Origin of the sequence: Streptomyces coerulescens (assembly GCF_042657965.1) — a bacterium.
GTDB classification, from domain to species: domain Bacteria; phylum Actinomycetota; class Actinomycetes; order Streptomycetales; family Streptomycetaceae; genus Streptomyces; species Streptomyces coerulescens.
Genome location: NZ_JBHSKM010000002.1, coordinates 424,092 through 441,881 on the forward strand (window position 1 = coordinate 424,092; position 17,790 = coordinate 441,881).

The 17,790-nt window shown below is 69.6% G+C and carries 17 protein-coding genes; 9 read left to right on the forward strand and 8 right to left on the reverse strand.

What is annotated here, in order from left to right; genetic code table 11:
• Window positions 1–98 precede the first annotated feature (98 nt).
• The 4 genes from ACFPQ9_RS03465 to ACFPQ9_RS03480 form a co-directional block, all read right to left on the reverse strand.
• Window positions 99–791 carry a TetR/AcrR family transcriptional regulator gene (locus ACFPQ9_RS03465; RefSeq protein WP_380846251.1) on the reverse strand — a complete coding sequence of 231 codons (693 nt, stop codon included), beginning with the start codon at window positions 789–791 and terminating at the stop codon, window positions 99–101.
• Between the two features lie 32 nt (window positions 792–823).
• Window positions 824–2,377 (reverse strand): AMP-binding protein, encoded by a 1,554-nt coding sequence (locus tag ACFPQ9_RS03470; protein WP_380846254.1) that lies wholly within the window; start codon window positions 2,375–2,377, stop codon window positions 824–826.
• A 77-nt stretch (window positions 2,378–2,454) separates the two neighbouring features.
• Entirely contained in the window at window positions 2,455–3,081 is a 627-nt protein-coding gene (locus ACFPQ9_RS03475; RefSeq protein ID WP_380846257.1) for an HAD family hydrolase, read from the reverse strand.
• Window positions 3,082–3,144: 63 nt separating this feature from the next.
• Entirely contained in the window at window positions 3,145–4,344 is a 1,200-nt protein-coding gene (locus tag ACFPQ9_RS03480; protein ID WP_380846259.1) for an acetyl-CoA C-acyltransferase, read from the reverse strand.
• A 279-nt stretch (window positions 4,345–4,623) separates the two neighbouring features.
• Between ACFPQ9_RS03480 and ACFPQ9_RS03485 the strand changes: the two genes are divergently transcribed.
• Together ACFPQ9_RS03485 and ACFPQ9_RS03490 are read left to right on the forward strand one after the other, a co-directional pair.
• On the forward strand, window positions 4,624–5,457 hold the full coding sequence (locus tag ACFPQ9_RS03485; RefSeq protein ID WP_380846262.1) for an alpha/beta fold hydrolase: 834 nt from the start codon (window positions 4,624–4,626) through the stop codon (window positions 5,455–5,457).
• Between the two features lie 51 nt (window positions 5,458–5,508).
• Window positions 5,509–6,330 carry an SCO6745 family protein gene (locus ACFPQ9_RS03490; RefSeq protein WP_380846265.1) on the forward strand — a complete coding sequence of 274 codons (822 nt, stop codon included), beginning with the start codon at window positions 5,509–5,511 and terminating at the stop codon, window positions 6,328–6,330.
• A 373-nt stretch (window positions 6,331–6,703) separates the two neighbouring features.
• Here the strand turns inward: ACFPQ9_RS03490 and ACFPQ9_RS03495 are convergent, their stop codons facing one another.
• A complete protein-coding gene (locus ACFPQ9_RS03495; RefSeq protein ID WP_380846268.1) occupies window positions 6,704–6,997 on the reverse strand; it encodes a hypothetical protein in 294 nt (97 codons plus the stop codon).
• Between the two features lie 508 nt (window positions 6,998–7,505).
• On the opposite strand from ACFPQ9_RS03495, the gene ACFPQ9_RS03500 reads away from it, so the two are divergent.
• From ACFPQ9_RS03500 to ACFPQ9_RS03510, 3 genes are read left to right on the forward strand one after another with little or no spacing between them, the layout of a single operon-like run.
• Window positions 7,506–8,576, forward strand: a complete 1,071-nt coding sequence (locus tag ACFPQ9_RS03500) for an aromatic ring-hydroxylating dioxygenase subunit alpha (protein WP_380846271.1) — start codon at window positions 7,506–7,508, stop codon at window positions 8,574–8,576.
• The gene (locus tag ACFPQ9_RS03505; protein ID WP_380846274.1) at window positions 8,573–8,746 is read left to right on the forward strand and encodes a hypothetical protein; all 174 of its coding nucleotides are present in this window, start codon (window positions 8,573–8,575) and stop codon (window positions 8,744–8,746) included. The genes ACFPQ9_RS03500 and ACFPQ9_RS03505 overlap by 4 nt, the downstream gene beginning before the upstream one ends.
• Window positions 8,743–9,681, forward strand: coding sequence for a PDR/VanB family oxidoreductase (locus ACFPQ9_RS03510; RefSeq protein WP_380846277.1), 939 nt, complete (start codon window positions 8,743–8,745; stop codon window positions 9,679–9,681). The genes ACFPQ9_RS03505 and ACFPQ9_RS03510 overlap by 4 nt, the downstream gene beginning before the upstream one ends.
• On the opposite strand, the gene ACFPQ9_RS03515 is transcribed toward ACFPQ9_RS03510, so the two are convergent.
• On the reverse strand, window positions 9,596–10,447 hold the full coding sequence (locus tag ACFPQ9_RS03515; RefSeq protein ID WP_380846280.1) for an IclR family transcriptional regulator domain-containing protein: 852 nt from the start codon (window positions 10,445–10,447) through the stop codon (window positions 9,596–9,598). The genes ACFPQ9_RS03510 and ACFPQ9_RS03515 overlap by 86 nt on opposite strands.
• Window positions 10,448–10,621: 174 nt before the next feature.
• Between ACFPQ9_RS03515 and ACFPQ9_RS03520 the strand changes: the two genes are divergently transcribed.
• The 4 genes from ACFPQ9_RS03520 to ACFPQ9_RS03535 are packed head-to-tail and all read left to right on the forward strand — an operon-like array spanning window position 10,622 to window position 13,973.
• Window positions 10,622–11,590 carry an ABC transporter substrate-binding protein gene (locus ACFPQ9_RS03520; protein WP_380846283.1) on the forward strand — a complete coding sequence of 323 codons (969 nt, stop codon included), beginning with the start codon at window positions 10,622–10,624 and terminating at the stop codon, window positions 11,588–11,590.
• Window positions 11,587–12,360: an ABC transporter permease gene (locus tag ACFPQ9_RS03525; protein WP_380846286.1), complete on the forward strand. Its 774-nt coding sequence runs from the start codon at window positions 11,587–11,589 to the stop codon at window positions 12,358–12,360. The genes ACFPQ9_RS03520 and ACFPQ9_RS03525 overlap by 4 nt, the downstream gene beginning before the upstream one ends.
• The gene (locus tag ACFPQ9_RS03530; protein WP_380848375.1) at window positions 12,360–13,136 is read left to right on the forward strand and encodes an ABC transporter permease; all 777 of its coding nucleotides are present in this window, start codon (window positions 12,360–12,362) and stop codon (window positions 13,134–13,136) included. The genes ACFPQ9_RS03525 and ACFPQ9_RS03530 overlap by 1 nt, the downstream gene beginning before the upstream one ends.
• 24 nt (window positions 13,137–13,160) lie before the next feature.
• Window positions 13,161–13,973 carry an ABC transporter ATP-binding protein gene (locus ACFPQ9_RS03535; RefSeq protein ID WP_380846289.1) on the forward strand — a complete coding sequence of 271 codons (813 nt, stop codon included), beginning with the start codon at window positions 13,161–13,163 and terminating at the stop codon, window positions 13,971–13,973.
• Here ACFPQ9_RS03535 and ACFPQ9_RS03540 read toward each other — a convergent pair.
• Together ACFPQ9_RS03540 and ACFPQ9_RS03545 are read right to left on the reverse strand one after the other, a co-directional pair.
• On the reverse strand, window positions 13,942–16,083 hold the full coding sequence (locus tag ACFPQ9_RS03540) for a discoidin domain-containing protein (protein ID WP_380846292.1): 2,142 nt from the start codon (window positions 16,081–16,083) through the stop codon (window positions 13,942–13,944). The genes ACFPQ9_RS03535 and ACFPQ9_RS03540 overlap by 32 nt on opposite strands.
• Window positions 16,084–16,158: 75 nt before the next feature.
• Window positions 16,159–17,760, reverse strand: a complete 1,602-nt coding sequence (locus ACFPQ9_RS03545) for a glycoside hydrolase family 13 protein (protein ID WP_380846295.1) — start codon at window positions 17,758–17,760, stop codon at window positions 16,159–16,161.
• Between the last annotated feature and the right edge of the window lie 30 nt (window positions 17,761–17,790).

A 17,790-nucleotide genomic window follows, 5' to 3' on the forward strand; every position in this document is an offset into this window, starting at 1 on the left:
GAGCTCTGCAGGATGCGCTCGCACAGCACCCTGAGACTCAAGCAGCCGCATCACGTCGGACTGGGACAAGGCACCCTCCGCCGGATCAGGCCGCCGAATCAGCCGTGGCCGGGGAACCGCAGGGCGTTCGCCCAGAGACGGGTCACCGTGGACACGAGTTCCTCGAAGTCCACCGGCGTGCCTTCTTCCTGCTGCTCGCCGAGCACGAAGGCGTTGTAGGCCATGACGCTGACCATGCCCGACAGCGCACGTGAGGCCAGCATCGGATCGACGGCACGGTCTGCGACACCCCTCGCCTGCAGGTCGGCGATTCCGCGGGCATTGCGGCGGATGAACGCGTCGGCACGCAGGCTTCGGAACGCACGGAACTCCGGCTCCACTTGCGCGACCTGCTCAAGCAGTGCCATCAGCTTCGCATTGCGCTTGTACGCCTGGAGATACGCGCGATTGCTCGCCTCAAGCACCGCATACGGATCGTCGGTACCCGCCACCCGGGCCATGCCGGGATGCAGCATGTCCTCCTGCGCCTCCAGGAGGACGGCGGCAAGCACCTCTTCCTTGTTGGCGAAGTAGGTGTAGAACGATCCCGCCGCGCACTGCGCCTCTTTGGTGATGTCGGTCAGGCGGGTGTCGAGGTAGCCGTCCCGTTCGAACACCTTTCGCGCGGCCTTCACCAGAGCGGCCCGGGTCCGCGCTCCGCGCTTCGTCGTGGGCGGCTCGCGAAGGTGCGAGAGAGGCGCCATGGGGGGTGCCTTCTCGCCGTCGATCTCCTCGGGCGCGGTGGTGTCCATCGCGGAAACTGTACTTGAGTCCGACGCCATGGTCACAAACTGCGTCCGGCGGAGAAGGGTTGTTCAGCAGGGGGTGCGACCTCGCCGGACGTGCTGTCGCGGGTCAGACCGGTGCGGTCGATGGACCGCTTGAGGATCTTCCCGGTCGGGCCCTTGGGCAACGCGTCGACGAACCGGACGATGCGCGGGATCTTGTAGGCGGACAGCCGCTCTCGCGCCCACCCCGACACCTCGGCTGCCGCGAGCTCGGCCCCGGGCCGGATGGCGACGAGCGCGGCGACCTCCTCGCCGTAGTGCTCGTCGGGCACGCCGATCACGGCTGCCTCGACGATGTCCGGATGCTCGTAGAGGACTTCCTCGACCTCACCTGGATAGACGTTGTAACCGCCGCGGATGATCAGGTCCTTGATGCGGTCGACGATGCGCAGGTCGCCGTCCGTGTCGGTTTCACCGAGGTCGCCGGTGCGGAACCAGCCGTCGGAGGAGAGGACCGCGGCGGTGTCCGCGGGGCGGTTCCAGTAGCCGCGCATCACTGTGGGCCCCTTGATGTGGACCTCGCCCACGGCACCCGGCGGGCACTCGTCGCCGTTGTCGTCACGCACCCGGACCTGTACCAGTGGGACCGCCCTGCCGGTGTACCCGGTCTTGCCGCCGCACTCGATGTCGTTGAAGGTGCCGAACGCGGTGGTCTCGGTGAGCCCGTACCCTTCGAGGATCGTGCAGCCGAAGCGGGCCTCGAAGGCCCGGGCGATCTCCCCGGGCAGCGAAGCGCCGCCGGACACGGCGACACGGAGTTGGGCGAAGTCCGCAGGGTTCGCATCGCCCGCCGAGTGCAGCAGCGCGTTCCACATGGTCGGTACGCCGGCCATGATCGTGAGCCTGTCGCGGCGCAGCATCTCCAGCATCGACGCCGGATCGAAGCGGGCCAGCAACGACATCGAGGCGCCCACCGTCAGGGCAGCCATCATGACCGATGCCTGGCCGAACACATGGAACAGCGGGAGTCCGGTGCCGATGCGGTCGGCGCCCGTCGCCCGACTGCACTGGGCGCCGATCTCCCCGGCGGACAGCAGGTTCCCGATGGTGAGTTGGGCCCCCTTCGGCCGCCCCGTGGTGCCCGAGGTGTACAGGATGGCCGCGGTCTCGTCGCGGTCCCGGTCGACCACACGGGCCGGGGCCGCATCGGTGACCGACGCGCCCGGGGTCAGCGTCCAGAAGGGCACGGCAAGTGCCGCGGCCGCGTCCGCGGCGGCCGGGCCGAGGGTGTGCCATGCGATCGCCAGTGAGCACCCGGCGTCGCCGAGTACGTACTCGACCTCGGCCCGGGTGGACATCGTGTTGACCGGCACCACGACGCAGCCCGCGGCCTGGATCCCGAGGTAGGCCACCACGAACTCGGGCACCGACGGCGCTGCGAGCAGCACCCGGTCCCCGGGTGAGAGCCCCGCGGCGGCCAAGGCGCCCGCGTACCGCACGCTCGCCTCGCGCAGCCGAAGGTAGGTCCACTCATCCTCGGCGCCGCGCAGCGCGAGGTGGTCGGGTGTGGTGGCCGCGTGACGGCACACTGGATCGAAAGCGCTGGTCATGGGCGGTACCTTCCGGGATATGTGCAGGTGACGGTGCGGTTGTTCTCCTCGCCGGGTCGGTTGGCTCGGTCGATCGGTCAGGCGCTGATTCCGAAGCGTTCGGCGAGTTGGCGGCGGGTGTCGGCGGCGCTGGTGTGCAGTACGCCGTCGATTCCGATGCGCGCCGCTCCGTCGAGGTTCTGCTGAAGGTCGTCGATCATGACTGCCTCCTCGGGGGCGACACCGAGCCGTTCGCATGCGATCGCGTAGATCCGTCGGGAGGGCTTGCGGATCCCTACCAGGGAGGAGATGACGACCACGTCGGCGAGGGCGGCGAGATCGACACCGTCGTAGGTGCCGGTGCCGAACGAATTGGACACCAGCGCGACGGGATGGCCCGCGGCTCGAAGATCACCGAGCAGGGCAAGCATGTTCTTGTCGATCGACATGCCCGCCTGCATCCGCGCCGTGAGCCCCTCGGCCGGTACGTCGGCGCCATGGACGCGGAGCCGCTCGGCGAATCCTCGCTCGAAGGCATCGGCGTCGATCCGGCCGCACTCGTGGTCGGCCAGGAGCGTGCGTGACGGCTGGTCCCGGCCGAGGAGGTCCAGCGGCAGGCGCGGGTCGCCGCCGAGGGAGGCGCCGAAGTCGGTGAACGCCTGCAGCACACTCGACGTGATGACCCCGCCGAAGTCCACCAGGACGGCGGTTCGGGTCTTTTCCACTGCGTTCGACACGATGTCCGCGCCTCTCTCGTAGTTGGCTTGAATCCGGAAGAGACGCCGAGCTCAGGCGACCTCGAACAGTCCGGCAGCGCCCATTCCGCCGCCGACGCACATCGAGATGACCACATAACGCACGCCCCGGCGCTTGCCCTCGATGAGGGCATGTCCCACCAGCCGGGCACCGGTCATTCCGTAGGGATGACCGACCGAGATCGCGCCGCCGTTGACGTTGAACCGCTCCGGGTCGATGTGCAGTTCGTCGCGGCAGTACAAGGCTTGGGAGGCGAACGCCTCGTTGAGTTCCCACAGACCGATGTCGTCGATGGTGAGGTTGTGCTGCTTGAGCAGCTTCGGAATGGCGAACACCGGCCCGATGCCCATCTCGTCGGGCCCGCAACCGGCGACCGCCATGCCCCGGTAGACGCCCAGCGGTTCCAGTCCGCGGCGCTCGGCCTCCCCCGACTCCATCAACACCGACGCCGAAGCCCCGTCCGACAGCTGAGAGGAGTTGCCCGCCGTCACGCTGGAATGGGCGCTCACCTGGCCGTCGGGCAGCACCGGCGCCAGTCCGGCCAGGCCTTCGAGCGTGGTCGAGGCGCGGTTGCCCTCGTCCCGGGTCAGCGTGACCTTCTCGTCCCGGACCTCCCCGGACTGCTTGTCGAGGACCTTCTTGACGCTGTCGAGCGCGACGATCTCCCGGTCGAACCGGCCGGCCTCCTGCGCCGCCGCGGTGCGCTGCTGTGACAGCAGAGCGAACTCATCCTGGCGTTCCCGGCTCACGCCATAGCGTTCGGCGACGATCTCCGCCGTCTGCAGCATCGGCAGGTAGATGCTCGGCTTGTGCTCGACCAGCCAGGGGTCTGTCATCCGGTGGGTGTTCATCTGTTCGTTCTGCACTAGGGAGATCGACTCGACGCCGCCGCCGACCGCGACCTGCATGCTGTCCGCGACGATCTGCTTGGCGGCCGTCGCGATGGCCATCAGGCCCGACGAGCACTGCCGGTCGATCGTCATCCCCGACACGGTGTCCGGAAGTCCGGCACGGAGCGCGGCCTGACGCGCGACGTTGAAACCGGACGCCCCCTGCTGCACGGCGCAGCCGAAGATCACGTCCTCGACCTCGCCTCCCTCCAGCCCGGCGCGCTGTACGGCGTGAGAAAGGGCATGGGCGGCGAGTTCCTGCGTCTGGGTGTCGTTGAACGCGCCGCGGTAGGCCTTCCCGATCGGCGTGCGTGCCGTCGAAACGATGACTGCTTCCCTCATGTCGCCTCACTGTCTCCTGTTGGTGCGGTCCATCCCGGGCCAACTACGGCGCGGTGAGGGCTCGTTGGCCGTCTCCCCTGTGACCGATGACATGAGCCACGGCCGCAGGGAGTACGGGCGCTGTCCTCCGGACCCCTGGTTATAGTTGAATCCGGCGTCATGTTCAACCAATCTCTCTCCCGGACGCCCGGGGCAACGCGAGGGCCGGCTCGCTCGCGGTCTTGACATCGCGTTCGCCCACTTGAAGGCTACCGACCAGTTGGTATGGAGAGGTGGATCGTGACCGAGCTGAGCATCTCCACCGGTACGGGCGTGTTCGACGCGATCGTGGCGGGTCCGCCCGAGGGCCGCCCGGTGCTGCTGCTGCACGGCTTCCCGCAGACGGGACTGGTGTGGCAACGGCAGATCGCCGCATTGGCCGAGCAGGGCTACCGAGTGGTGGCCCCCGACCAGCGTGGGTACTCCCCCGGCGCCCGCCCCCGGCGGCCCGAGGACTATCGCATGAGTCTTCTCGTCGACGACGTGGTCGCGATCACGGAGGAGCTGGGCTGGGCGGCGTTCGACCTGGTCGGCCACGACTGGGGAGGTGCGGTGGCCTGGTGGACCGCTGACGCCCACCCCGGCCGCGTACGCACCCTGACGGTTGTCTCGACACCGCATCCCGCCGCTCTGGCCACCGCCCTGCGCACCGACGAGGACCAGCGCAGCCGCTCGCACTACATGATCGACTGGCGCGAGACACCCGCGACCGAGGAGCGCATGCTGGCCAACGATGCCCAGCTCCTTCGCGCCCTCTACGCCGGAAAGGTCCCGAAGGACAGCGCCGAGGCGTATGTACGGCACCTGTCCCGGCCGGGCGCTCTCACCGCCGCGCTGAACTGGTATCGGGCCGGCCGCCCCGACGGCAAGATCGGAAGCATCGACGTGCCCACGCTGTACATCTGGAGCACGAACGACAGCGCCTTCGGCCCGGCGCCCGCGCAGGGGACCGAGCGGTGGGTCAGCGGGCCGTACCGCTTCGAGACCCTCCAGAACGTCAGCCACTGGGTCCCCGACGAGGCGCCCGAAACCCTGGGCCGCCTGCTGCTCGAACACCTGCGAGCGCACGGCTAGTGCGGAACCGCAGCGCATACCCCGTTCGCCGACTCTCCGAAGAGGTGACCCATGAAGGCAGCGCGCGCGGCCTGGCGCGGGCTTGAGCCCCTGCACGGCATGATCTACTTCGTCCCCGAAGCGAGGCGGAGGTACGCGGACCTCGGGCTGAGCGGACGCGCCGGATACTTCGCCTCCCGTGGCGCCGCGTTCGGCCAGGCATCCCCCGAGCTGGTCATCGCCACGTTCTACAACTTCAACCCCGATCTCGTACGGCAGGCGCTCGACGGGGCCTGGGACGTGACGACGCCGCAGCAGGTGCTGGACGCGCGGTACGCCGCGGTCGGCGAAGCCCTGCGGCGCGCGGGAATTCACAAGTTGCCCGACCTGGACGAGGTACTGGCGCTGACCCGCCGGGCCGCCGAGGCGGCCTGCGAACACGCGCAGGGCCGCCCGCTGTTCGCCGCGCATGCCGCACTGCCTTGGCCGGAGGATCCGGTACTGCGGCTGTGGCATGCCCAGACACTGCTCCGGGAGTTCCGTGGGGACGGCCATGTCGCGTGCCTGCTGAGCGAGGGCGTCGGTGGCCTGGAGGCCCTGGTTCTGCATGCCGCGACCGGTGACGTTCCCGTCAAATTCCTCAAGGCGAGCCGTGCGTGGCCCGAGGAGGAGTGGGCCGACACCCAGGAGCGTCTGGCCAAGCGGGGTCTCCTCGACGGCGGCTCCCTCAGCCCGCAAGGCGTACTCCTGCGTCGGCACATCGAGGACCGCACCGACCGCCTGGCCCTTCCCGCCTACGCCGCCCTGGGTGACGCCGATTGCGAACGCCTCGCCGAACTCGCCGGCCCCTTCGGCCGAGCCGTCGTCGAAGCCGGCCTTCTCACCCTCGACTGACCGGCCTCTCCGTCCCTACGGCGGAGGTCGCCACTGCCGCGCCGGCTACGCCCGTTCCACTTGCACTTTCATGGCGCTCTGAAGGACAGCAGGCCGAGCATGGGTGGATCCGCCATCTCGGCGACCGGTCGGATGTCCGGAAGTCTGTGTGCTGCGGCCCGCAAGGCCACCGCCTCCTCCGTGCGCGCCGGGGATGCACCCGGGCAGCGGTGGCGGCCGACGCCGAAAGCCAGGTGGTGGCGGGACCTCCATCCAGGGCGAGGGACCACCCCCCGGCGGCAACAACGCTCAAACGGGCAACAGGGCCATCGTGCACTACTCGTGGTTGAACTGGGCGTCACCAAAGAGAGCTACGCGGTGGCCCGCCTCCTGTTCAGGGAGCGGTACTCACCCTTGGGGGTGCGCGACGAGGGACACCATCGACCACGAAAGCCAAGCCGCCGAAGGGAACTTCCAACCGGCTGCAGGTAACGCCTGAGGCGAGGCGCACGAGCATCCGCAGACCTCGGGATCCCAAAGTATGGCTTGGCCGGCTGAGGAAGATCTCACGCGACGCCTCAGCGTGCCAGGGGCTGTCCTGCGCCTCGTAAGAGGTCAGTTCAACGTCGGACGCGGACAGCCGCTCGACGTAGATCGAGACGCCCGAGGAGTGCAGCTTGAAGTCCATACCGGCCACGCTGCACTCGATCCCATCTCCATATGTGCCATAGACAGGCACCGCGGCGGGTCATAGAGGCGCAGCACCCAGCCTGAGGCGTGCCAGGGCCTGACCGCCTCAACTTGCCTGTCCCGCTGCCCCACCCACTTCTGAGACGACACCAGCAGCCGTTCCATGCAGGCGTCCACTTCTCCCCACGCGGACTGATCCATGAACCGGCAAGGAATTGGAGCGTTCACCAACAAATGCTTGCCATTCAGACATTCGTGGCGGCGCCGCGATCACACGTGTTCGCCGCATCCATCAGCGGACGCCTCAGGAGTGATCCACACAGCGGGGTGGTCCGCAGCCCCTGCCAGTGACAAGCAGGACGCACGACAAGGCCCTGACCAGCTCTTTCGCAGCGACGCTTCCGTCTGACAGAAGTCGCCTTGCGCGACAGCCACAGCCGTCAGGACGCTGGGTGCAACCACGGCACGCGGGGCGACGAGGCCCCGCTCTCAGGGACGGGAACGCCATGCCTCACACCACCGCCTTCGCCAGGAACCAGTGGTACGTCGCCGCCTACAGCCATGAGGTCGGGCGGGAGTTGCTCGGTCGGACGATTCTCGGTGAGACGCTCGTGCTGTATCGGACCGAGGAGGAGGGGACGCCGGTCGTGCTGCACGACCGGTGTGTGCACCGCCGCTACCCGCTGTCCGAGGCGCCGACCCGGCTGGACGGTGACCGGATCGTGTGCGGGTATCACGGGTTCACGTACGACACGACGGGGACGTGCGTGTACGTGCCGGGGCAGAAGCGTGTTCCGCGCACGGCGCGCGTCGCCTCGTACCCGGTCGTCGAGCAGGACTCCCTGATCTGGGTCTGGATCGGCGACCCGGCGCTCGCCGACCCGCAGACCATCCCGCGGGCCCGGCACCTGGACTCCCCCGGCTGGGTCACCGTCCGCGGCATGGAGCCCATCGACTGCGACTACGGCCTCCTCGTCGACAACCTCCTCGACCTCTCCCACGAGACCTATCTCCACGGCGGCTACATCGGCACCCCCGAGGTCGCCGAGACACCGATCACCACGGAGGTCGACGAGGGCGCCGGGCTCGTGCGGGTGAGCCGGCACATGGACGACGCCGAGTGCCCGCCGTTCTACGCCAGTTCGACCGGTATCGAGGGCCGGATCACCCGCTGGCAGGACATCGAGTACCACGCGCCCTGTCTGTATCTGCTGCACAGCCGTGTCGCGCCGGTCGGTGTGGTGCCCGAGCCGGACGGCAGCGACCCGGGCGGCTTCCACACCGAGGTCACCTACGCCATCACGCCCTCCGGCGACGGCAAGGTGTACGACTTCTGGGCGGTCTCGAGGGACTGGGCGACGGACGACGACGAGGTCACCGAGTTCCTGCGCGCCAACAACCACACCGTGGTCATGCAGGACGTCAACGCCCTGAACCTGCTTCAGCGGACCCTCGGCACCGAGCGGCACGGCTACCAGGAGCTGAGCATCAACATCGACACCGGCGGCCTGGCCGCCCGCCGTATCCTCGCCCGGCTGGTCGAGGAGGGCGACAAGCCCGTGGAGAAGGTCCTGTGAGCACCGGACCGACCCGCGAGGTCTACCGCATCGACTGGCTGCCGGGCACCGACATCCTGCACGGCACCTGCCACTGCGGTCGTGAGCACACCGCGCAGGACCCGGTCGAGATGTGGGAGTGGATGCTCGCCCACCCACAAGGACACGAGCCGCGAGGAACCGACTCATGAATGTCGTGTACGAAGCCGAACTCGTCGTCAGCAGCAGGGAGTTCGCCGCCGACGGCGTCCTCGCCCTCACCCTCCGTCACCCGCTCGGCGGGCAGCTCCCCGCCTGGGAGCCCGGCGCCCACATCGACGTCGTCCTCGGGCCGGAGCTGGAGCGGCAGTACTCGCTGTGCGGTGACCCGGCGGACCGCGGCGCCTGGCGGATCGCCGTGCTGCGGGAGCCGGCCGGGCGCGGCGGATCCGCCCACGTGCACGGGCAGTTGGGGCACGGCGACAAGGTGCGGGTACGCGGGCCGCGCAATCACTTCCGGCTGGAGCCCGCTCCCCGTTACCGCTTCATCGCGGGCGGCATCGGCATCACCCCGATCCTGCCGATGCTGGCGGCGGCCGAGGCGGCGCGCGCCGAATGGACCCTGCTGTACGGCGGGCGAACGCGCCGGTCCATGGCGTTCAGGGGGGAGTTGGAGCGGTACGGCGACCGGGTCACCGTCGTCCCGCAGGACGAGTCCGGGCTGCTGGACCTCGCCCCGGTGCTCGACGACCTCCCCGACGGCACGCTCGTCTACTGCTGCGGTCCCGGTCCGCTGCTCGACGCCGTCGAGGAGCGCTGCCCGGCCGGGATACTGCACGTCGAACGGTTTCAGCCGAAGGGTCGACCCGCTGACCAACAGGCCGAGTTCGAGGTCGAGCTCACCCAGAGCGGGCGCACGCTCACGGTCGCGCCCGGGGTCTCCGTGCTGGACACCGTGCGGGCGGCGGGCATCGAGGTGCTCTACTCCTGCACCGAGGGCACCTGCGGGACCTGCGAGACCGACGTGCTCGACGGCACCCCGGACCACCGGGACTCCGTGCTCACGCGGGAGGAGCAGGAGAGGGGCGAGACGATGATGATCTGCGTGTCCCGCTGCCGGGGGAAGCGGCTGGTCCTGGATCTGTGATCCGCAGGTCGGCCTCGATGCGGGCGACGGTCTCCAGAAGCGGCGGCAGCAGGTCACGGCGTACGGAGTCGACCGTGTTGCGGCCGGCGTGCACCGCGATGTTGACGGCCGCGACCACCTCGCCGCCCCGGTCCCGCACCGGGGCGGCGACCGACCTCAGTCCCTCCTCCAGTTCCTGGTCGACGAGGGCGTAGCCCTGCCGGCGGACGCGGCGCAGCTCCGCCCGCAGGGCGTCCGGCGTGGTGAGGGTGCGCGCGGTCAGCGGCTTCAACTCGGCCCGCCCCAGCCGCACTTCGACCTCCTCCTCCGGCCGGTGCGCCAGGATCACCCGGCCCACCGAGGTCACATACGCCGGGAAGCGGGTGCCGACCGTGATGGACGCCGTCATGATGCGGCGGGTCGCCACCCGGGCGACGTACACGATGTCGTCGCCGTCGAGGACGCACAGCGACGACGACTCCCTCACCTGTGCGACGAGTTGTTCCAGATGCGGCTCGGCGATCTGGGGCAGGGTGTATCCGGCCAGGTAGGAATAGCCGAGTTCCAGCACGCGTGGGGTGAGGCGGAAGAGGCGGCCGTCCTGGTGGACATAGCCGAGGTCCGCGAGGGTCAGCAGCAGTCGGCGCGCGGCGGCGCGGGTCAGGTCACAGGTGTGGGCGACCTCGCTGAGGGTGCGCGCGGGATGGTCGGCGTCGAAGCAGCGGATGACGGCGAGGCCACGCTCGAAGGACTTCACGAAGTGCGGTGCGCGGGCTTCGTCGGACATCGCCACCTCCAGAAAGAGAAAAGTGTCAACAATGTTGTCACCGAACCTTGGTGAACCCATTGACCGGATGCGTTTGAGGCTTCTACCTTCCCGCTGAGCAACCTCGCGCACTACTGTGCGCCTTGCGCACAACCTGTCGGAACACCGTTGCACGTTGTCTGTACAGGAGGAGCCATGCGTCGTCTGTCCGCCGGTCTCGCCACCGGCGCCCTGCTGCTCGCCGCGACGGCCTGTGGCTCGTCCGACAGCGGTTCGTCGGATGCGGAGGCGTCGTCCGGAGGGGTCACCACCGTCAAGGTCGGGCTGATTCCGATCGTCGATGTCGCGCCGCTGTACCTCGGCCAGAAGAAGGGCTTCTTCGAGAAGCAGGGCCTGAAGCTGGAGTTCAGCATCGCCCAGGGCGGTGCGGCGATCGTGCCCGGGGTGGCGAGCGGTCAGTTCCAGTTCGGGTTCAGCAATGTGACGTCCCTGATGGTGGCCCAGTCCAACGGCGTCCCCGTGAAGGCGGTCGCCAACGGCATCGCCTCGACCGGCGAGGCGGGCAAGGACTTCGGCGCCCTCATGGTCAAGAAGGGCAGCCCCCTCAAGTCCCCCGAGGCTCTGGAGGGCAAGAAGGTCGCCATCAACACGCTGAAGAACATCAACGAGACCGCCGTCCGCGAGTCGGTGCGCAAGGCCGGGGGCGACCCGGACAAGGTGAACTTCGTCGAGCTGGCCTTCGACCAGATGCCCGCCGCCCTCGACCAGGGCCAGATCGACGCCGCCATGGTGGTGGAGCCGGCGACCGCCACCATCAAGAGCCAGGGCGGCGTGGAGATCTCCTCGCCCCTGGTGGAGGTCGCGCCGGACCTCACCGTGGCGATGTACTTCGCCTCCACGCAGTACGCGCAGCAGAACCCGGAGGTGGTGAAGAATTTCCAGGACGCCACCGCCGAGTCCCTCGCCTACGCCGAGGCCCATCCCGACGAGGCCCGGCAGATCATCACGACCTACACGAAGATCCCGGCGGACGTGCTGGCGAAGGTCACCCTGCCGAAGTGGCCGGCCGAGCCGAACCGCCCCTCCATCGAGGCCCTGATGAAGCTCGGCGAGACGGACGGCCTCTTCAAGAAGACGCCCGACCTGGACGCGCTGCTGCCGTGAAGGGCGTGAACGCCGCACTCGGTGCCGCCGGGCTCGCGGCCTTCCTCGCCCTGGGCGAGGCGGTGCCGCGGCTCGGTCTGGTCAAGGAGGCGTACTTCCCGCCGACCAGCCGTATCGCCTCGGCCCTCGGCGACGAACTCTCCGACACCGCGTTCTGGCAGGCCCTCGGCGACACCCTCACCGGCTGGGCACTGGGCCTCGCCATCGCGGTGTGCGCCGGCGTCGTCGCGGGGGTCCTCGTCTCCGTCGTGCCGTACCTCCGCGCGGTGACGGCTTCCACGATCGAGTTCCTGCGCCCGATCCCGTCGGTCGCGCTGATCCCCCTGGCAGTGCTGCTGTACGGCACCGAACTGCGCTCGGTCCTCCTCCTCGTGGTCTACGCCTCCTTCTGGCAGGTGCTGATCCAGACCCTGTACGGCGTCCAGGACGTCGACCCGGTCGCCGAGGAGACGGCACGCTCATACGGCCTCGGCACCTGGGCGCGCGTCCGCCATGTGCTGTGGCCGACCGCGCTGCCGTACGTCATGACCGGTGTGCGGCTGGCCGCCGCGGTGGCGCTGATCCTCGCCATCACCGCCGAACTCGTCATCGGCGCACCGGGGTTGGGCCGACAGATCGCGGTGGCGCAGACCTCGCAGGCGGTGCCGGAGATGTACGCCCTCATCGTGGTCGCGGGGCTGCTCGGGCTGATCATCAACGTCGGCGCGCGCACGGTGGAGCGGTGGGCGCTTGCGTGGCATCAGTCGGTGCGTGGGGAGGTGGCGGTGTGATCGGGCGTCTGCTGCTCAGGGCGCTGTTCGTCGTCGCGCTGCCCCTGGTGCTGGTCGCCGTGTGGTGGGCGGCGTCGGCCGGGAGCACCGACCCCTTCTGGCCTCCGCTGCGGACGATCCTCGACACCTTCCCGGACGTCTGGACCGCCGACCGGCTGCGCACGGACGTCGTCCCGAGCCTGCTGCGCCTCCTGGCCGGCTATGCGCTCGCCGCCGTGGTCGGCGTCGCGCTCGGCACGGTGATCGGCTCCTACCGGTCCGTGCGCGCGGTGTGCGAGCCGGTGCTCGAGTTCCTGCGGGCGGTGCCGCCGCCCGTGCTGGTGCCGGTCATCATGCTGTTCGCGGGCATCGGCGACACCATGAAGATCGTCGTGATCGCGAGCGGCTGCGTGTGGCCCATCCTGCTCAACACCGTGGAGGGTGTGCGCGCGGTCGACTCGGTGATGCTGGAGACGGCCCGTTCGTACGGAGTCACGGGCGTGGCCCGGCTGCGCCATCTGGTGCTGCCCTCCGCCGGTCCGCAGATCTTCGCCGGGCTGCGCCAGGCGCTGTCGATCGGCATCATCCTGATGGTCATCAGCGAGATGTTCGCCGCGAACAACGGCATCGGCTTCACCGTGGTCCAGTTCCAGCGCAGTTTCGCCGTCCCCGACATGTGGACCGGGATCCTCGTCCTCGGTCTGCTCGGCTTCCTGCTCTCCGTCGTGTTCCAGCTGGTCGAGCGCCGGGTGCTCGGCTGGTACCACGGACTGCGCGCGACCACCCGGCGGTCCTGAGTGAACACCATGAAGGGGAGGGTCATGCTCGACGTACGCGGCCTGCGGAAGGTCTACGAGGGTTCCGGACGGCGCGTGGAGGCGGTGCGCGACCTCACCTTCACCGTGGACGCCGGGGAACTGGTCTGTCTGGTCGGGCCCTCGGGCTGCGGCAAGACGACGCTGCTGAAGTGCATGGGCGGCCTGCTCACGCCGACGAGCGGCGAAGTGCTCCTGGAGGGACGGAGGGTGAGCGGTCCGCCGCCCGGCATGGCGTTCGTCTTCCAGGAGTACGGGCGCAGCCTCTTCCCCTGGATGCGTGTCGGGGAGAACGTCGAACTCCCCCTGAAACAAAAGAACTTGGGTAAGGCGCGGCGTCGGGAGCTGGTACGTGACGCGCTGGAGTCGGTGGGGCTGGCGGACGCCGCGGGGGCGTACCCCTGGCAGCTGTCCGGCGGCATGCAGCAGCGCGTCGCCATCGCCCGCGCACTCGCCTACGAGCCGAGTGTGCTGCTGATGGACGAACCGTTCGCGGCGGTGGACGCGCAGACCCGCGCCGACCTGGAGGATCTGGTTCGAGGGCTGTGGCGGCAGCGCGGCATCACCATCCTGTTCGTCACCCATGACATCGACGAGGCCGTGTACCTGGGCGAGCGGGTGATCGTGCTGTCCGCCTCCCCCACCGTCGTACAGGAGCAGCTGAAGGTCGAACTGCCCGCCGAACGGGACCAGTTGCACACCCGCGTGGACCCGCGCTTCGCCGAGCTGCGCACCCATGTGTACCAGCAGATACAGGCGGCGAAGCGCGGGGTTCCGCAGGACGCGGTCACGAAGTCAGATACGCCTCCACCTCACTGAACTGGCCCGCCGGCCAGCCGGTGTTGGCGCTGACCGACAGCCGCAGGTACCGCAGGTCGGTGCCGGCGGGCAGGGCGACGGTGGCCGTGTTGCCGGTGGCCGGGTCGAAGCGGTAGCCGGTGGCGCCGACGACCGTGGTGTAGTTCGAGCCGTCGGTGCTGCCCAGCACCGTGATGGTCTGGGTGCGGGCGCCCCACGCCGAGGACGGCGGCAGCTTGAGCACCAGACGGCGGACCGCCTCGCGGGAGCCGAGGTCGACCGTCAGGGACTGCGGGAAGGCGTTGTTGCTGGACTCCCAGTACGTGTTCGCGTCACCGTCGACCGCCTTGCCGGGCGTGTAGACGTCCTGTGAGCCGGTGGCGGTGGCCGAGCGGCCCTTGGCGAGGTTGCGGTCCGGATCCGGGTCGGGGTTGCCCTGGCCGGGCTGCGGCCAGGTCGAGCAGTCGGACCAGGTGCTGGACCATCCGGAGTTGCCGCCGCCGTCGGTGAGGGTGAAGGTCCCGGAGTTGGCGGGGTAGGGGCAGTTGTAGACACCCGCGGCGCCCACGCCGGTGGCCGTGACGTTGCGGAAGGTGGCGGCACCCTGGGCCTCGGCCTGCACGACGACCGTCCCGGTGTTGCGGACGGTGGCGCCGTCGACGGTGATGTTCTTGGCCGCGTAGCCGCGCCCGCCGCCCGAGACGAACTCGAAGGCACTGTAGGGGCTGTCGGTGATCGTCGTGTTGGTGATCTTCACCTGCGCCTCGATGGCGCTGTCGTAGGAGTCGACGCGCAGGGCGCCCATCGGGTGGTTCCAGTTGGGGTTCATCGCGCCGGTGCGGACCAGGGTGTTGCCGTCGACGGTGATGGTGCCGGACAGCGGGTGGAAGGGGTCGAGGAACTTCTGGTTGGAGATGGCGATGCCGCTGCCGAGGGCGTTGGTGTCGGAGATCAGGTTGTCCTTGACGGTGATGTCGGTGCCGCCGTAGATCGCGATGCCGTTGGCCAGGTTCGGCTGGGTGATGGTGTTGTTCTCGAAGCTGCTGTTCGTGTCCGGCGCGTACAGCGACCACATGGCGAGCGCGTCGTCGCCCTGGTTGCGCAGGAAGTTGTGACGGACCTTCACCCCGCGCGCGTTGCCGTTGAGGTTGAGGCCGTCGGCGGTCATGTCGAGGAAGCGGTTGTTCTCGACGACGAGGTTGTCGTTGTTGCCCATCAGCCAGAGGCCGACCTTGAGGTGCTGGAGCCACATCCCGGAGACGGAACTGTTCGGCCCCAGCGAGCCGTTGACGAAGTTGTCGGGATTGGAGTCCACCCGCTCGGTGACCTCGCCGATGACCGCGAAGTCCTTGATGTGGACGCCGCCGGACGAGCTCGACTGGTCGATGAACCGCGAGGTACGCACGACCGAGTGCCAGCTGCCCGCGCCCTGTAGGGTGACGTTCTGGACCCCGCTGAGGGAGGACGTCAGCTTGTACTCGCCCGGCGGGATCCACACGACGCCGCCCTGCGCCGAGGCGATGGCGTCCCGGAAGGCCTGCGTGGAGTCGCCCTGGCCGGTGGGGTCGGCGCCCTTGGACGTCACCGACACCGACCCGGCGGGCTGGCTCGCCGCGCCCGCGACCTGCTCGAAGTCGGCGACGTCGACCGTGACCTGGGCGTTCGCCGCCTCCAGGGCCACCTTGTCGCCGGCCTGGATGTTCTGCCCGAGCAGGAGACGGGCGTTGTCGTAGAAGTGGTGGGTCTTGGCGCCCGGGATCCAGCCGGTGTCGACGTAGGAGTACTTGGAGGTGACGGAGATGGTCTTGGCGAGCTTGGTGCCGTTGACGTACACGTTCAGCGAGCCGGTCTGGCCGTCCGGGACGCTGTAGGCAACGTTGAGGGCGTTGGCCGCGCGCGGCGCGGTGAACTCGACGCGCCGGCCGGAGGTGAGGCGTACGGCCTGACGTCCGGAGGCCTCCGAGGCGAGGGTGCCCTGTGTGTAGTCGGGGCCGATCTTCGCGCCGGTCGTGGTCGCGGACTCGGCCTCGACCGAGGTGAAGGGGAGGTCGGCGCCGGCTGCCGCGTGGGCGGCGGGGACCGTGGCGGTGAGGAGGCCGGCGGCGAGGGCGACGGTGATTGCCGTTGGCATGATCCTGACAGATCTGCGCGTGTACTGCATGTGCTGATCCCTTCGTGGTGGGGGTGCGGGGATAGCGGTCCGCGGTCAGGCGCGCAGCCAGGCCGCGGTGTCCTTCGGCAGCCGCCCGTCGGGGTCCAGGGGGCCGCTGGTGAGGAGGAGTTCGGTGTGGTCGGGCAGGTCGGCGGGTGCGTCGGCGAGGTTCACCACGCAGGTGACACCCGCCGTGAGAGTGAAGGCCAGCGCGCCTTCAGGTGCCGGCAGCCAGGTCAGCGGGCCGTCGCCGAACTCCGGGCGCAACGCGATCGCCCGGCGATACAGGGCGAGCATCGAGTGCGGGTCGGCGGCCTGCCGGTCGGCGGCGTACGCGGCCCAGCCGGCGGGCTGCGGGAGCCACGGCTCCTCGTGCGCGCCGAAACCGGCGTACGGCGCCTCGGCCGCCCAGGGCAACGGCACCCGGCAGCCGTCCCGGCCCGGGTCGGTGCCGCCGGAGCGGGCGTGCATCGGGTCCTCGATGCGGTCGAGGGGGATGTCGGCCTCGGGCAGGCCGAGTTCCTCGCCCTGGTAGAGGTAGACGGCCCCGGGCAGCGCGAGCGAGAGCAGGGCGGCCGCGCGGGCCCGCCGGGTGCCGAGGGCGAGGTCGGTCGGGGTGCCGAAGGCCTTGGCGGCGAAGTCGAAGCCGGTGTCGGCGCGGCCGTAGCGGGTGACCGTGCGAGTGACGTCGTGGTTGCACAGCACCCAGGTGGCGGGAGCGCCGACGGGCGCGTGCTCGGCGAGGGTGGTGTCGATGGACGCGCGCAGCCGCCCGGCGTCCCAGGGGCAGGACAGAAAGGCGAAGTTGAAGGCGGTGTGCAGCTCGTCCGGGCGCAGATAGCGGGCGAAGCGCTCGGGGTCGGGGAGCCAGACCTCGCCGACGAAGACACCGTCGTAGTCGTCGGCGACGGTCCGCCAGGAGCGGTAGATGTCGTGGAGTTCGTCGCGGTCCACGAAAGGGTGCGGGTCGGGTGTGTCGGCGAGGTCGGTGAGCGCCGGGTCCTTGGCGAGCAGCGCGGCCGAGTCGATACGTACGCCGGCCACGCCCCGCTCGAACCAGAAGCGCAGGATGTCCTCGTGTTCCTGACGGACGGCGGGGTGGGCCCAGTTGAGGTCGGGCTGCTCGGGGGTGAACAGATGGAGGTACCACTCGCCGTCCGGCAGCCGGGTCCACACGGGCTCGGTGGAGCCGACGAACTGTGACGGCCAGTCGTTGGGCGGGAGGTCGCCGTCCGGGCCGCGTCCGGGCCGGAAGTGGAACAGCTCGCGCTCGGGGCTGCCGGGACCGGCGGCCAGCGCGGCCCGGAACCACGGGTGCTGGTCGGAGACGTGGTTGGGCACGATGTCTACGATCGTGCGGATGCCCAGCTCACGTGCCTCGGCGATGAGCTTCTCCGCCTCGGCGAGGGTGCCGAACGCCGGGTCGATAGCGCGGTAGTCGGCGACGTCGTAGCCGCCGTCCTTGAGCGGTGAGACGTACCAGGGCGTGAACCACAGGGCGTCCACGCCGAGTTCGGCGAGATACGGCAGCCGGGCGCGGACGCCCGCGAGGTCGCCGGTGCCGTCGCCGTCGCCGTCCGCGAAGCTGCGGACGTAGACCTGGTAGATGACGGCGGAGCGCCACCACTGTGCGGCGGCATGACGGGGCTCTGCCACGGTGTGGCCCCTTCTGTGAGAACGAGAACG

Excerpts from the sequence above, each read along its gene's own strand:
- ACFPQ9_RS03535 (WP_380846289.1), top strand. The coding sequence starts at position 13,161 with ATGCTCGACGTACGCGGCCTGCGGAAGGTCTACGAGGGTTCCGGACGG.
- ACFPQ9_RS03500 (WP_380846271.1), top strand. The coding sequence starts at position 7,506 with ATGCCTCACACCACCGCCTTCGCCAGGAACCAGTGGTACGTCGCCGCC.
- ACFPQ9_RS03470 (WP_380846254.1), bottom strand. The coding sequence starts at position 2,377 with ATGACCAGCGCTTTCGATCCAGTGTGCCGTCACGCGGCCACCACACCC.
- ACFPQ9_RS03510 (WP_380846277.1), top strand. The coding sequence starts at position 8,743 with ATGAATGTCGTGTACGAAGCCGAACTCGTCGTCAGCAGCAGGGAGTTC.
- ACFPQ9_RS03540 (WP_380846292.1), bottom strand. The coding sequence starts at position 16,083 with ATGCCAACGGCAATCACCGTCGCCCTCGCCGCCGGCCTCCTCACCGCC.
- ACFPQ9_RS03465 (WP_380846251.1), bottom strand. The coding sequence starts at position 791 with ATGGACACCACCGCGCCCGAGGAGATCGACGGCGAGAAGGCACCCCCC.
- ACFPQ9_RS03495 (WP_380846268.1), bottom strand. The coding sequence starts at position 6,997 with ATGGACTTCAAGCTGCACTCCTCGGGCGTCTCGATCTACGTCGAGCGG.
- ACFPQ9_RS03490 (WP_380846265.1), top strand. The coding sequence starts at position 5,509 with ATGAAGGCAGCGCGCGCGGCCTGGCGCGGGCTTGAGCCCCTGCACGGC.
- ACFPQ9_RS03520 (WP_380846283.1), top strand. The coding sequence starts at position 10,622 with ATGCGTCGTCTGTCCGCCGGTCTCGCCACCGGCGCCCTGCTGCTCGCC.
- ACFPQ9_RS03480 (WP_380846259.1), bottom strand. The coding sequence starts at position 4,344 with ATGAGGGAAGCAGTCATCGTTTCGACGGCACGCACGCCGATCGGGAAG.
- ACFPQ9_RS03515 (WP_380846280.1), bottom strand. The coding sequence starts at position 10,447 with ATGTCCGACGAAGCCCGCGCACCGCACTTCGTGAAGTCCTTCGAGCGT.